The 12865-nt window shown below is 69.3% G+C and carries 12 protein-coding genes; all 12 read left to right on the top strand.

The genetic code is table 11. The features are described from left to right. Nucleotides 1-339 precede the first annotated feature (339 nt). Complete coding sequence (gene rpsL / locus AC0QR5_RS08370) at nt 340-714, top strand: 30S ribosomal protein S12 (RefSeq protein ID WP_071894958.1); 375 nt, start codon at nt 340-342, stop codon at nt 712-714. Beyond that, entirely contained in the window at nt 714-1184 is a 471-nt protein-coding gene (gene rpsG, locus AC0QR5_RS08365) for a 30S ribosomal protein S7 (protein ID WP_329860609.1), read from the top strand. Before rpsL ends, rpsG begins: the two co-directional genes overlap by 1 nt. Before the next feature lie 84 nt (nt 1185-1268). Further along, nucleotides 1269-3383, top strand: a complete 2115-nt coding sequence (fusA, locus tag AC0QR5_RS08360; protein ID WP_329860607.1) for an elongation factor G — start codon at nt 1269-1271, stop codon at nt 3381-3383. A gap of 231 nt (nt 3384-3614) precedes the next feature. Further along, a complete protein-coding gene (tuf, locus tag AC0QR5_RS08355; protein WP_329860605.1) occupies nt 3615-4805 on the top strand; it encodes an elongation factor Tu in 1191 nt (396 codons plus the stop codon). Nucleotides 4806-4996: 191 nt separating this feature from the next. Then, nucleotides 4997-9217 (top strand): hypothetical protein, encoded by a 4221-nt coding sequence (locus AC0QR5_RS08350; RefSeq protein ID WP_329860603.1) that lies wholly within the window; start codon nt 4997-4999, stop codon nt 9215-9217. A gap of 9 nt (nt 9218-9226) precedes the next feature. Next, entirely contained in the window at nt 9227-9364 is a 138-nt protein-coding gene (locus tag AC0QR5_RS08345; protein ID WP_329860602.1) for a hypothetical protein, read from the top strand. Nucleotides 9365-9777: 413 nt separating this feature from the next. Next, nucleotides 9778-10086 carry a 30S ribosomal protein S10 gene (gene rpsJ, locus AC0QR5_RS08340; protein WP_003803825.1) on the top strand — a complete coding sequence of 103 codons (309 nt, stop codon included), beginning with the start codon at nt 9778-9780 and terminating at the stop codon, nt 10084-10086. An 18-nt stretch (nt 10087-10104) separates the two neighbouring features. Then, nucleotides 10105-10755: a 50S ribosomal protein L3 gene (rplC, locus tag AC0QR5_RS08335; RefSeq protein ID WP_329860566.1), complete on the top strand. Its 651-nt coding sequence runs from the start codon at nt 10105-10107 to the stop codon at nt 10753-10755. A gap of 4 nt (nt 10756-10759) precedes the next feature. Beyond that, a complete protein-coding gene (gene rplD / locus AC0QR5_RS08330; RefSeq protein ID WP_329860565.1) occupies nt 10760-11365 on the top strand; it encodes a 50S ribosomal protein L4 in 606 nt (201 codons plus the stop codon). Further along, nucleotides 11362-11667, top strand: coding sequence for a 50S ribosomal protein L23 (gene rplW / locus AC0QR5_RS08325; protein WP_329860564.1), 306 nt, complete (start codon nt 11362-11364; stop codon nt 11665-11667). The genes rplD and rplW overlap by 4 nt, the downstream gene beginning before the upstream one ends. A 30-nt stretch (nt 11668-11697) precedes the next feature. Further along, nucleotides 11698-12537, top strand: coding sequence for a 50S ribosomal protein L2 (gene rplB / locus AC0QR5_RS08320; RefSeq protein WP_329860563.1), 840 nt, complete (start codon nt 11698-11700; stop codon nt 12535-12537). A gap of 12 nt (nt 12538-12549) precedes the next feature. Then, on the top strand, nt 12550-12831 hold the full coding sequence (gene rpsS / locus AC0QR5_RS08315) for a 30S ribosomal protein S19 (RefSeq protein WP_329860562.1): 282 nt from the start codon (nt 12550-12552) through the stop codon (nt 12829-12831). Nucleotides 12832-12865: the final 34 nt, after the last annotated feature.

Raw genomic sequence — 12865 nt, 5'->3', positions numbered from 1 at the left:
GCCGCCGGGCAGGTACGTTCCACCAGGCCCTCGGCCGCGTCGGGTAGATGTCGGAAGGCTCCAGCCTTTCCGGCGTCTACCCCGACGCGGCCGCCCGGGTTTCCAGGGGAGGGGACCGATTACGGGGCGGGGCCGCCCGCGTGCTAGAGTGGTCTCAATTGTTTTATGTGTGGCAAATGGACTCGGTCCGGGTTGCGGGGAACGTGCGCAACGAATGCCACACTTTTGCACGCCTACGGTCGACTCCGCGGACGCTGCGATGAAACGACCAAAAGCGCAGTGTCCGCAGGCCGTCATGGCCGCGGGCGCGGCAGATCAAAGAAACCGGAGGACACGAAAGTGCCTACTATTCAGCAGCTGGTCCGCAAGGGCCGCTCGCCGAAGGTCAACAAGACCAAGGCCCCTGCCCTGAAGGGCAACCCCATGCGTCGTGGCGTGTGCACCCGTGTGTACACCACCACCCCCAAGAAGCCGAACTCCGCGCTCCGCAAGGTCGCCCGTGTCCGCCTCGCCGGCGGCATCGAGGTCACCGCGTACATCCCGGGCGTCGGCCACAACCTGCAGGAGCACTCGATCGTGCTCGTCCGCGGCGGCCGCGTGAAGGACCTCCCCGGCGTTCGCTACAAGATCGTCCGCGGCGCCCTCGATACCCAGGGTGTGAAGAACCGCCAGCAGGCCCGCTCCCGCTACGGCGCCAAGAAGGAGAAGAAGTAATGCCTCGTAAGGGTCCGGCGCCCAAGCGCCCCCTCGTTTCCGATCCGGTCTACGGGTCCCCGCTGGTCACCCAGCTGATCAACAAGGTCCTCGTCGATGGCAAGAAGTCCACCGCCGAGCGCATCGTCTACGGCGCGCTCCAGGGCGCCGAGGCCAAGACCGGTTCCGATCCGGTCGCGACCCTCAAGAAGGCCATGGACAACGTCCGCCCGGCCCTCGAGGTCCGCTCCCGCCGCGTCGGCGGCGCCACCTACCAGGTTCCGGTCGAGGTCAAGCCGGGTCGTTCGACCGCGCTGGCCCTGCGCTGGCTGGTCGGCTACTCCAAGGCCCGCCGCGAGAAGACGATGATCGAGCGCCTCATGAACGAGATCCTCGATGCATCCAACGGTCTCGGTGCCGCTGTGAAGCGCCGCGAGGACACCCACAAGATGGCCGAGTCCAACAAGGCCTTCGCCCACTACCGCTGGTAAAAACGTTCCGCGTACGACGCCGGGCACGGCACCTGGGTGCCGGATCCGGCGTCGTACGGGGATCAACCGACAAAGGGAGACACCGTGGCACTGGACGTGCTCACCGACCTCACGAAGGTCCGCAACATCGGCATCATGGCGCACATCGATGCCGGTAAGACCACTACTACGGAGCGCATCCTGTTCTACACGGGTGTGAACCACAAGATCGGCGAAACGCACGACGGTGCTTCGACGACCGACTGGATGGAGCAGGAGAAGGAACGCGGCATCACGATCACGTCCGCCGCCGTGACCTCCTTCTGGAACGGCAACCAGATCAACATCATCGACACCCCGGGCCACGTCGACTTCACGGTCGAGGTCGAGCGCTCCCTGCGCGTGCTCGACGGCGCCGTCGCCGTCTTCGACGGCAAGGAAGGCGTCGAGCCGCAGTCGGAGACCGTCTGGCGCCAGGCCGACAAGTACAACGTCCCGCGCATCTGCTTCGTCAACAAGATGGACAAGCTGGGCGCCGACTTCTACTTCACCGTCGACACCATCGTGAAGCGCCTCGGCGCCACCCCGCTGGTGATGCAGCTGCCGATCGGCTCCGAGAACGACTTCGTCGGCGTCGTCGACCTGATCGACATGAAGGCCCTCGTGTGGCCGGGCGACGCCAAGGGCGACGTCACCATGGGTGCCGCCTACGAGACCCGCGAGATCCCCGAGGACCTCCAGGAGAAGGCCGAGGAGTACCGCGCGAAGCTCGTCGAGCAGGTCGCCGAGTCCTCCGACGAGCTCATGGAGAAGTACCTCGAGGGCGTCGAGCCGACGGTCGAGGAGCTGAAGGCCGGCATCCGCCAGATGGTCATCGACTCCGTCGCGTACCCGGTGTTCTGCGGTTCCGCGTTCAAGAACCGCGGCGTGCAGCCGATGCTCGACGCGGTCGTCGCCTACCTCCCGTCCCCGCTGGACGTGCCGCCGATGATCGGTCACGACCCGAAGGACGAGTCGGTCGAGCTGACCCGCAAGCCGAGCGAGGACGAGCCGTTCTCCGCCCTGGCCTTCAAGATCGCCGCGCACCCGTTCTTCGGGCAGCTGACGTTCATCCGCGTGTACTCCGGCAAGGCGTCCTCCGGCCTCCAGGTGGTCAACTCCACCAAGGGCAAGAAGGAGCGCATCGGCAAGCTGTTCCAGATGCACGCCAACAAGGAGAACCCGGTGGAGGAGGCCCACGCGGGCCACATCTACGCGGCCATCGGCCTCAAGGACACGACCACGGGCGACACGCTCGCGGCCCTCGACGCGCCGATCGTGCTCGAGTCGATGTCCTTCCCGGAGCCGGTGATCTTCGTGGCCATCGAGCCGAAGACCAAGGGCGACCAGGAGAAGCTCTCCACGGCCATCCAGAAGCTCTCGGCCGAGGACCCGACCTTCACCGTGTCCTTGAACGAGGACACCGGCCAGACCGAGATCGGCGGCATGGGCGAGCTCCACCTGGACATCCTGGTGGACCGCATGCGCCGCGAGTTCAAGGTCGAGGCCAACGTCGGCAAGCCGCAGGTCGCCTACCGCGAGACCATCAAGAAGAAGGTCGAGAAGGTCGACTTCACGCACAAGAAGCAGACGGGCGGCTCCGGCCAGTTCGCCAAGGTGCAGGTCTCGTTCGAGCCGCTGGACACGTCCGACGGCGAGTTCTACCAGTTCGAGAACGCCGTCACCGGCGGCCGCGTGCCCCGCGAGTACATCCCGTCCGTGGACGCGGGCATCCAGGACGCCATGCAGTTCGGCATCCTGGCCGGCTACCCGATGGTGGGCGTCAAGGCGACCCTCACCGACGGCGCCTACCACGACGTCGACTCGTCCGAAATGGCGTTCAAGATCGCCGGTTCGCAGGTGTTCAAGGAGGGCGCACGCCGCGCCAACCCGATCATCCTCGAGCCGCTGATGGCCGTCGAGGTCCGTACTCCCGAGGAGTACATGGGCGACGTGATCGGCGACCTGAACTCCCGCCGTGGACAGATCCAGTCCATGGAGGACGCCGCCGGCGTGAAGGTCATCAAGGCCTCCGTGCCGCTGTCGGAGATGTTCGGCTACATCGGCGACCTGCGGTCCAAGACCCAGGGCCGCGCGGTGTACTCGATGACGTTCGAAAGCTACGCTGAGGTCCCCAAGGCCGTGGCCGACGAGATCATCCAGAAGTCCCGCGGCGAGTAGCCGTCCCGGACGCTGAACCAGCCTCCTCCCCGCGAGGGGAGGAGGCGCCGCGGGGGCCGTACGGCCCAGTCCAACGGCCCCCGCGTGGCAGACTGACGGACCCGGAACAGCGGGGCCGGATGGAAACCGCAAATTTCAGGAAAATAACAAGCCCACAGTAGACTTGCATGAGTTTCGTCCACGAACCGCGTGGGCGGGGTAAGTCTTCTGTTTACGTTCTAGGAGGAACCTGTGGCGAAGGCAAAGTTCGAGCGGACTAAGCCGCACGTCAACATCGGCACCATTGGTCACGTTGACCACGGTAAGACCACGTTGACCGCTGCCATTTCCAAGGTGCTTGCTGACAAGTACCCCGATCTCAACGAGCAGCGCGACTTCGCGGCGATCGACTCCGCCCCGGAAGAGCGCCAGCGCGGCATCACCATCAACATCTCCCACATCGAGTACCAGACGGAGAAGCGCCACTACGCGCACGTTGATGCCCCCGGCCACGCCGACTACATCAAGAACATGATCACGGGTGCTGCCCAGATGGACGGCGCCATCCTCGTGGTCGCCGCCACCGACGGCCCGATGGCCCAGACCCGCGAGCACGTTCTGCTCGCCCGCCAGGTCGGCGTGCCGTACCTGCTGGTCGCGCTGAACAAGTCGGACATGGTCGAGGACGAGGAGCTGCTTGACCTCGTCGAGATGGAGGTCCGCGAGCTGCTGTCCTCCCAGGGCTTCGATGGCGACGAGGCTCCGGTCATCCGCGTCTCCGGCCTGAAGGCCCTCGAGGGCGACGCCCAGTGGGTCAAGTCCGTCGAGGACCTGATGGACGCCGTCGACGAGAACGTGCCGGATCCGGTGCGCGACCGCGACAAGCCGTTCCTCATGCCGATCGAGGACGTCTTCACGATCACCGGTCGTGGAACCGTCGTCACGGGCCGCGCCGAGCGTGGCACCCTGCCGATCAACTCCGAGGTCGAGATCGTCGGCATCCGCCCGATCCAGAAGACCACGGTCACCGGCATCGAGATGTTCCACAAGCAGCTCGACGAGGCGTGGGCCGGCGAGAACTGTGGCCTCCTGCTTCGCGGCATCAAGCGTGAGGACGTGGAGCGTGGCCAGGTCATCGTGAAGCCGGGTTCCATCACCCCGCACACCGACTTCGAGGCCAACGTCTACATCCTGTCCAAGGACGAGGGCGGCCGCCACAACCCGTTCTACTCGAACTACCGCCCGCAGTTCTACTTCCGTACCACGGACGTGACCGGCGTCATCACCCTCCCCGAGGGCACCGAGATGGTCATGCCGGGCGACAACACCGAGATGACGGTCGAGCTGATCCAGCCGATCGCCATGGAGGACGGCCTGGGCTTCGCCATCCGCGAGGGTGGCCGCACGGTCGGCTCCGGCCGCGTCACCAAGATCATCAAGTAGTTCCTGCTTGCTGATCTGACCGACTGGTCTCGGAAGGGCCCCGCTGCTTCGGCAGCGGGGCCCTTCTGCATGCCCGGGGGAGCGGGGCCCGGCCGGGTTTTTCCACGGATGCGTCCCGCGCCCTTGACCTCCCACCGCGTATCGCTATGCTTTTGACTAATTAGGTTCGGGGCGAGGCAAGGGGAATGGCGATGGGCGAGGTCGCGGTCTTTGGGGTCCTGCTCCTGGTGATCCTGTGCGGCCCGGCCTTTCTGCTCGGCTGGTTCCTGGGGCGCCGGGCGTTGCGCCGCGGCACGGTGGCCCCGGTCCCCGCGGATGCCGCGCGGCAGGCCCTGGCCCGTGCCTGGCAGGAGGGGTACGACGCCGGACGCGGCACCTCCCAGCCGTCCCCCGCCGCGGGTGTGGTCCCGCCGGTCCCGGCTGCCGATCCGGCGACGACCGGCCGAGGTGCGGGGCCAGACCTGGACGAACCGGGCGGCACCGGAGCCACGGGGGCGCCCGGGCCCGCGTCCGGCGTCGCACCCGGCGCACGGCTGGAGCCCCGGCCGCCGCTCCGCCCCCGGCCCACCGCGGAGGAACGGGCGCTGCGCAACATCAACATCACCCTCTACGTCGCTGCCCTCCTGCTTGTCGCGGCGGCGAGCCTGTTCATCGGCCTCGGGATCCCGCCGGCCGCGCGCGTGGGTGGACTCGTCGCGGTCGCGGCCGGCTTCTACGCGGCAGGGCTCATCGTGCACGCCCGGAGCGAGCGGCTGCGGCCCGCGGCGACGGCGTTCACGGCGACCGGTCTGGCGCTCGTGCCACTCGCGGGGCTCTCCTTCCACCTGCTGGCCGGCGCGCCGGCGGAGCTCGCGTGGTTCGCGACGTCGGTGATCGGGACGGCGGCGTTCGTCGTGGCAGGGGCCAGGCTGCAGAGCCGCGTGCTCGCCGCGCTCGCACTGACGTTCCTCGTCTCCACGGCGTGGTCCGGCGGTGCGCTGCTGAACCGCGGCCTGATCTGGTACTTCATGTTCACGATGTTGCTCGCCGGGTGCTGCACGCTCGCGGCCTACGTGCAGCCGTCGTGGCTGGGGAACCTGTACGTGAAGACGTTCCAGAGCGCCCATCGCTACCTCGTGCCCGGGACGCTGCTCGCGGCGCTGCTCGTGCTCGACCAGCTCAACCAGAACGACCGCGTGGTGCTGACGCTCGCGGCGACGGTCTACTACGCCGCCGCGGCGTTCGCCGGACCCGGGCGGGAACGGCTCCTGAACCTCGGCGCCGGCCGGGCCACGGCGCTCGCGGCAGCGGGATTCACCGCGTCCGCGCTCGGGACGGCCGGGAGTGGCGTCGTGGCCGTGCTCGTGACCGGCCTCGTGCTCCAGGCGCTCCTCGTGCAGTGGTTGAAGGGACGGTACTTGCGGCTCGTCACGCCGCGCTGGCTGTCGGCGGAACTCGCCGCCTTGCTGGGCCTCGGGCTGTTGCTGGCGCTCGCGGCCCTCGGGGCGGCCCAGCTGCGGGCGGTGTCGGGCGTCGTCGAGCCGTTCCCCGCGGCACTGGTCGTGGCACTGCTCGCCGTCGTCGCGGGCGGGGCCGTGGTCGCGTGGCGCGAACACCCCTACTACGGCGGCGCGGCGCTGGCCGCGGGCCTTGGGGGCGCGGCCGTCCCGTGGACGGGGGCTCCCTGGGAGGGCTCGCCGTGGAGGGCCGCCGTGGTGCTCACCCTGGGGCTGCTCGCGGCCGAGGCCGTACGGCGCCGCGGCAGGAGCCGGGGCCGGGAGGTGGCGGCGTGGCTGCGGTGGCAGGGCGTGGTCCACGCGGGCCTGGCGCCCCTCGCGGTGGGCCTGCTGGCCGGGTGGGGCGTGGCCGTGTTCGGCCCGGGGGCGCCCGGTGCCCGGACCGTCCATGTCGCGGCGGTCGCCGCGGGCATCGCACTGCTCGTGGTGGGCGCCGTCGCGGTGCGGGCTTCGCGGGTCCACTGGGAGGCCGTCGTGCTCCTGCCCGCCGCGGTGGCCGGGGTCTTCGCGGCGGCGCACTCCGCCGCCGGATCGGCACGGGAGCTGCATGTGGGCGCCGGATCGCCCGCCTCGTCGGGCCTCGTGCCCTGGTCCATCGCGCCGTGGGCCGAGGCGCTCGCCGGGGCCGCGCTGCTGCTCGGCGTCGCCGGGGCCGCGATCATCCTCCACCGCGGGCGCGGGCGCGGGCGTGCTCGGCGCGCGGGTGCGAGCGCGTCCGCAGTGGAGGTTGAGTGGAACCGGGACCGGCTCGTGCTGCCCGGCGGCGGAGTCCTGACGCCCCGCCGGCTGGCGGGCCACGCGACGGGACTGCTCGCACCGGCCCTGGCGCTGGGCGCGCCGCGCGTGCTGGGGCAGGACTGGGTGACCGAGGTGGTGCTGCTGCTCGTCCTGGTCCACGCCGCGCACCGGGTGCTCGACGGCGGACTGCCCTGGCTGCGCGGGGCCTACGCACTGCTGGCGCAGTCGGCCCTCAGCCTCGGGGCGGTGCACCTCGCGGAGCGCCTCGGGGCGGACGACCACGCGCTCTTCGCCCTGTTCGCCACGACGCTGGCGGCCGGTCAGACCGCCCGCGTGGTGCTCGGGCGTGGGAGCAGCGCGACGGCTGACGGGATTGGGCTGCGGCGCCTGATGGGTTGGGGAACCCTGGCCGTACTTGTCCTCCTGCCGCTCGTCTACGTGGCTACACTGGGAGACACCACTACTAGTCGAGTATCCGCCCAGTTGATAGGCGGCGCCGATCAGGCGGCATTGCTCGTGCAGCTGTTCTGCCTGGGCGTTTTCGGGGCGGCGTGGTGGCTTCGCGGGGCGGGGACCGCCGGGCATCGCTGGACGGTCCTCGCACCGGCCGCCGCCCTGGCCGGCCTGGCGACCGTTCCGTCCGGGGTCCCCACGTTGCGCGACGGCGGTTGGCTGCCCGAGTCGTTGTGGGACCGCCCCGTCGCTGTCGTCCTGCTCACGGTGATCGGGGTCGCGGCCGCCGCCCTGGATGCCGTGCCGCCGGTCAGGTGGGGCGCGGCCGCGACGGGCGTGGGAGCCGCGCTCGGCCGCCCGCAGCAGACGGTCCTCGTCGTCGGGTTCCTCTTCTGGGCCGCGCTCACGGCGCCCGGAGACGCGCCGGGTTGGCTCGTTGCGCCGCTCGCGGCACTCGCCGCGTGGCTCCTCCTCGCCTCCTGGGCCCGCGGAAACGCCCTCCTCGTTCCCGCCGCGCTGCTCGTGGCACCGTTCGCCGTCCACGCCGCCGGCCGCCAGGTGTTCGACGCGGTCGGCGAGCCCCTTCGCGCCTCCGCGGCCGTCCTGCTCGTGCTGATCGCCCTGGCGCTTCCGGGCGCGGCCGCCGCGATCGCCGGCGAGCCCCTGCGCCGGCTGACGGGCTGGGGCCCTGCCGCGGGCGGAGAGCCGGCGGGGCCGTTCGGCGACTTCCGCAGCGGGGTCATCGACCGCCGGGTCCGCTCGTGGCGGCCGGCCCACGCCCTGCTGCTGGGGACCGGTGGGCTTGTCATGCTCCTGCTCGGCGCCCTCACTGCGGCCGTCCGGGCTCCCGGCCTGGAACGCCAGGCCCGGCGCGGGGTCGCCTTCGACGAGGCCGGCAACGCCCTGGACGCGGGGAACGCCCTCGACTCCGTCGCCGCGTTCGGCGGAGCCGTCACGCCCGACGGGCTCGCCGTGGCCGCAGCGGCGCTCATCGCCCTCGGCGCCCTCGCGGGCATCCGCCAGTTCCGCCCCGGCCGGCGCGAGACCCCGGCCGAGGCCGCGGCGCTCGCCGTCGCGGCCTGCGCCCAGTACGCCTGGCTGGTGCTGCGTGACGGCGCGAGCCTGTTCTGGTGCCTCCAGTACTGGGTCGTCGTCCTGGCGCTGCTGTCCGCGTACGAGCTCTACCGCCGGCGCCCGGAACGCTTCACCGGCGCCCTCGCCGCTTCCGCCGGAATCCTGACCCTCAGCGGACCGTTCTCCGTGCTCTTCCTCGACATCCCCGGCCAGATCTGGGTACTGATCGGATTCGCGCTCCTGCTCGTCGTCGGCGTCCTGCGGAACCACCGGCTCTTCGTGGTCTGGGGCGCGATCGGCGTCGGCATCATCATCCTCTGGTACCTGCGCGGCTTCACCTTCCTCCTCCTCGCGCTCCTCGCCATGGCCCTCATCGCCTTCGCGGTCACGCGACTGGCCCGGCTCGGCCGGAAGCCCGACGCCCCGCGCCCGGGGCCGCCCGCCCCACCCGTAGCACCCGCTCCCGGCGGGCCGGGACCGGACGGTACGCTCCCGGTGCTCCCGGGAAGGGCGGCGGACGACGCCGGGGCCGTCTCCCGCGACCCCCGGCGCCTCCCGGCCCTTCCGGACGGCACCCCACCGACGACCGGCGTCCCGCCCGCGGACGGTGCCCTGCCCAGGACCGAGGGCCCGCCCGCGGCCGGGCGGTAGGCTGGGCGCATGGACTCCTGGATCTTCTGGATCATCGCGGGCGGGCTCGTCGCCGTCGGCTCCGCCGTGGTCTGGGGTCGGCGCACCTTCCGCCACGAGATCGACCGGGCCCGGCGCATCCGGCGCTCCCGCCGCAACGGCGACTGAGACTCCGGCCACGCACGCACCCGCGGGAGGCCCCCGATTGGCGTTAATCCGCGGAATCTGACACACTGGACAAGTTGTTCAAGCGCCTCTCCATGTCTTGAGCTCGCCGATCGGGTCACCGATAGCGGAGCCAGGGCCGGTTTCGCCTGAGATCGCGTCCCGCCCGGGATAATGCCCGGGGCAGGGTCGGATACGACTGAAACGGAGCGGCCCAAAATAACCCCACCCCCATTCAACGGGTCGGTGTCGCGGGAAACACGCGACACGCCCGAGCGCGGGGGTCGGTACCCCGGCGGGGTGAGGAACCCGGAAACCTCCGGATTCAGTCCGCGCGGGGCGTGCCGGTCCGAAGGGACCCGATACAGGGCACAGCAACTGTACAGAGAGTGCTACTCAGAAAGAGGCATGACGCCATGGCGGGACAGAAAATCCGCATCCGGCTGAAGTCGTATGACCACGAGGTCATTGACGTTTCAGCACGGAAGATCGTTGAGACGGTCACGCGCGCAGGCGCAACCGTGGTCGGCCCCGTGCCGCTGCCGACGGAGAAGAACGTGTACTGCGTGATCCGTTCGCCCCACAAGTACAAGGACAGCCGCGAGCACTTCGAAATGCGCACGCACAAGCGTCTGATCGACATCATCGATCCGACCCCGAAGGCCGTCGACTCGCTCATGCGCCTCGACCTTCCGGCTGACGTCAACATCGAAATCAAGCTCTAGGGGAGGTGCTGAGAGACTATGACCGCAACCCGTAACGTAAAGGGCCTGCTGGGCACGAAGCTCGGCATGACCCAGGTGTGGGACGAGAACAACAAGCTCATCCCCGTCACCGTCGTGCAGGCCGACTCCAACGTCGTGACCCAGCTCCGCAACGCCGACCGCGACGGCTACACCGCCGTGCAGATCGGCTACGGCCAGATCGACCCGCGCAAGGTCACCCAGCCGCTCGCCGGCCACTTCGAGGCCGCCGGGGTCACCCCGCGCCGCCACGTCGTCGAGCTGCGCACGGCCGATGCCGAGTCCTACGCGCTCGGCCAGGAGCTGTCCGTCGAGCTGTTCGAGGCCGGCCAGAAGGTCGACGTCGTCGGCAAGAGCAAGGGCAAGGGCTTCGCAGGCGTCATGAAGCGCCACGGCTTCTCCGGCGTCGGCGCCTCCCACGGTGCCCACAAGAACCACCGTAAGCCGGGTTCCATCGGTGGCGCGTCCACCCCGGGCCGCGTCTTCAAGGGCCTGCGCATGGCCGGCCGCATGGGCGCCGTGCGCCACACCACGATGAACCTCACGGTTCACGCGGTGGACGCCGAGAAGAACCTCCTCTTGATCAAGGGTGCCGTCCCCGGCGCCCGCGGCCAGGTCGTCCTCGTGCGCTCTGCCGTGAAGGGAGCATAATCACATGGCTAACTCTGCACTGAAGGTCGAGCTTCCCGCCGACATCTTCGACGTCCAGACCAACGTGCCGCTGCTGCACCAGGTCGTCGTGGCCCAGCTGGCCGCGGCCCGCCAGGGCACGCACAAGACCAAGACCCGTGCCGAGGTCTCCGGCGCCGGCCGCAAGCCGTTCAAGCAGAAGGGCACCGGCCGCGCCCGTCAGGGTTCGATCCGCGCTCCGCACATGACCGGCGGTGGCATCGTCCACGGACCGACCCCGCGCGACTACAGCCAGCGCACCCCGAAGAAGATGAAGGCCGCCGCCCTGCGCGGAGCCCTCTCGGACCGCGCCCGTCACGACCGCGTCCACGTGGTCGACAACCTGGTCTCCGGCGAGAAGCCGTCGACCAAGGAGGCCCTGGCCACCCTGCGCGCTCTCACCGAGCGCAAGAACCTGCTCGTCGTCATCGACCGCGCCAATGACGTTGTCGCACTCTCCGTGCGCAACCTCGAAGACGTCCACGCCATCTACGTCGACCAGCTGAACACCTACGATGTTCTGGTCGCCGATGACGTGGTCTTCACCAAGGCCGCCTTCGATGCCCTGGTCACCAAGGAGGACTCCAAGTGAGCGCCGCCCTCACCAAGTCTCCGCACGACGTCATCATTGCACCCGTCGTTTCGGAAAAGAGCTACGGCCTGATCGACGAAGGCAAGTACACCTTCCTGGTCGACCCGCGCTCCAACAAGACCGAGATCAAGCTTGCCGTTGAGAAGATCTTCAACGTCAAGGTCGAGTCGGTCAACACCATCAACCGTGCCGGTAAGCGTAAGCGCACTCGTTTCGGATGGGGGGCGCGCAAGAACACCAAGCGCGCGATCGTCTCCCTGAAGGAAGGCACTATCGACATCTTCGGCGGTCCGCTTTCCTAAGCGGAGACCACTTTAACGAGGAAATGAATCATGGGAATCCGTAAGTACAAGCCGACGACGCCGGGCCTGCGTGGCTCGTCCGTCGCCGACTTCGCAGAAATCACCCGGACGACGCCGGAGAAGTCGCTGGTCCGCCCGCTCACCAAGAGCGGCGGCCGCAACAACTCGGGCAAGATCACCACCCGCCACAAGGGTGGCGGCCACAAGCGCGCCTACCGTCTGATCGACTTCCGTCGTCACGACAAGGACGGCGTACCGGCCAAGGTCGCCCACATCGAGTACGACCCGAACCGCACGGCGCGCATCGCGCTCCTGCACTACGTTGATGGCACCAAGCGCTACATCATCGCCCCGAACAAGCTGCAGCAGGGTGACACCGTCGAGGCCGGTCCGAACGCGGACATCAAGCCCGGCAACAACCTGCCGCTGCGCAACATCCCCGTGGGCTCGGTGATCCACGCGGTGGAGCTGCGTCCAGGCGGCGGCGCCAAGATGGCCCGCTCGGCCGGCGCCTCCATCCAGCTGGTGGCCCGCGAGGGCCGCTTTGCCCAGCTGCGCCTGCCCTCCGGCGAGATCCGCAACGTCGACGTCCGCTGCCGCGCGACGATCGGCGAGGTCGGCAACGCCGAGCAGTCGAACATCAACTGGGGCAAGGCCGGCCGCATGCGCTGGAAGGGCGTCCGCCCGACCGTGCGTGGCGTGGCCATGAACCCGGTCGACCACCCGCACGGTGGTGGCGAGGGCAAGACCAGCGGTGGACGCCACCCGGTCAACCCCAACGGCAAGCCCGAGGGCCGCACCCGCCGTCCGAACAAGGAAAGCGACAAGCTCATTGTGCGTCGCCGTCGTACTGGCAAGAACAAGCGATAGGAGCCTGGAGACATGCCACGCAGCCTGAAGAAAGGCCCCTTCGTCGATCAGCACCTTTTCCTGAAGGTCGCTGCTGAGAACGAAAAGGGCACCAAGAACGTCATCAAGACGTGGTCCCGCCGTTCGATGATCATCCCCGACATGCTCGGGCACACGATCGCCGTTCACGACGGACGCAAGCACATCCCGGTGTTTGTCACCGAGTCGATGGTCGGGCACAAGCTCGGCGAATTCGCTCTGACGCGGACTTTCCGCAGCCACGTGAAGGACGACAAGAAGGGCAAGCGCCGCTAACCCGCGAGGGTTCAGCGAGTGCTTAGCACTTCTT

This window comes from Arthrobacter sp. J156 (assembly GCF_056172865.1).
This window is presented reverse-complemented; position numbering and strand designations above follow the sequence as displayed.